Source organism: Streptomyces sp. NPDC031274, assembly GCF_055570235.1.
This window is the reverse complement of sequence record NZ_JBVIHP010000261.1, coordinates 1-1,343: the sequence shown is the minus strand read 5'-3', so window position 1 is coordinate 1,343 and position 1,343 is coordinate 1. Positions and strand designations below refer to the sequence as shown.

Genomic DNA, 1,343 nt, shown 5'->3' with positions numbered 1-1,343 from the left:
GACCGCCCCACGTACGACTGGCTCGCCTCGCTGCCCACCGACCCCGACGCCCTGCTGAAGAAGCTGTACGCCGAGACGCGGGTGAGCGGCGAGCGGGAGACGAAGGCGCAGGCCGTCTTCGACAGGATCGGCGATCTGCTCGGCCAGACGATCATGCCGCCGGAGAATGCCGCCGCGTTCTACAAGGCGGTCGCCAAGCTCCCCGGTGTGGTCGAGGTGCCCGACGCGGTGGACGCGGCGGGCCGCCAGGGGATCGGCATCACCATCGGGGAGTCGGCGTTCGCGACGCGCAACGAATGGATCTTCGACAAGAAGACCTTCACCTACCTCGGCTCACGCGGCTACATGACCAAGAACCACAAGCCGGGCGGGAAGCCGGGCAAGCAGGGCAACGCGGAGGTTCTCGCCGGCAGCGTCGCGGTCCTGGACCGTACCGTCGTCGATCAGCGCGGCATGGAACCCGCCACCGGCCGCGGCTGATCGGGGTTCGCCCGCGCCGTCCGCACGGTCCGCACCGTCCGCACCGCGCGCAGCGCCAGGAAGAGCAGCAGTCCGAACGGTGAGAGGAGAATCGTCAGGACCAGGAGCGGTCCCATCACCAGCGGGTGGACGTCCATGCGCCGCGCCTCGCGGTACATCCACTGTCCGATCAGCAGGTCCCAGGCGATGACCTGGGCCCAGATCGCGCCCGCGCCGTTGGCGAGGACGAGCAGGTCGCGGAATCCGTCGATGTCCGGGCTGCTGACGGCGGCCCAGAGTTCGGGGAAGACGGGCAGCGCCATGGCGATGTAGACGGCGAGGATCGGTACGACGGTGAGGGGCGAGGCGGCGACGCGGGCGGTCGTCCGCCACCCCGGCGCGAAGATCATGAGCAGCCAGACCGGTGCGGCCAGCCAGAAGGAGAGTTCGAAGAGGAATCCGGTCATGACACAAGCTCCTTGTTGTCGTCCTCGTGGCGTCCGGCTGCCTGAACCGGGCTCGTTCTGTGGCTGGTTGGCGCACGCAGAACTCCGTACGCGCCCGCGGCCGTGACGCCGAGGATCAGTCCCGCCGCCGTCAGGGTCGCGCCGTCCGGGTGGATGAGCGGCTGGCCGCGCAGGGCCTGCCAGGTGACCAGGGCGAAGGTGGCCGCGTAGGCGCCCGAGGCGATGAGCACGAGCCGCAGCCGCACCCGCTCGTCGGCCAGCCGGCCGAAGCGGGGGCGTGCCGCGAGCGCCGTCAGCCCCATGAGGAGCAGCGGGAGCAGCTGCAGCGCGTGCATGCCGACGAAGTGCGGGATCCGCAGATCACCGCCGGTGGTCGACCAGCCGGTCAGCGGCATGGAGGGACCGCCGTCCGCTACG

The 1,343-nt window shown here is 70.6% G+C and carries 2 protein-coding genes and 1 pseudogene; 1 reads left to right on the top strand and 2 read right to left on the bottom strand.

The features are described from left to right. Positions 1–480, top strand: a 480-nt coding sequence (locus ACZ5CR_RS45510) for a CU044_5270 family protein (protein WP_468869650.1), incomplete at its 5' end; no start/stop codon positions are given. Here ACZ5CR_RS45510 and ACZ5CR_RS45505 read toward each other — a convergent pair. Together ACZ5CR_RS45505 and ACZ5CR_RS45500 are read right to left on the bottom strand one after the other, a co-directional pair. Continuing rightward, positions 444–926, bottom strand: coding sequence for an ABA4-like family protein (locus tag ACZ5CR_RS45505; RefSeq protein ID WP_468869648.1), 483 nt, complete (start codon positions 924–926; stop codon positions 444–446). The genes ACZ5CR_RS45510 and ACZ5CR_RS45505 overlap by 37 nt on opposite strands. Beyond that, positions 923–1,343, bottom strand: a pseudogene (locus ACZ5CR_RS45500) (hypothetical protein); the annotation flags it as partial. The pseudogene ACZ5CR_RS45500 and the gene ACZ5CR_RS45505, both read right to left, overlap by 4 nt.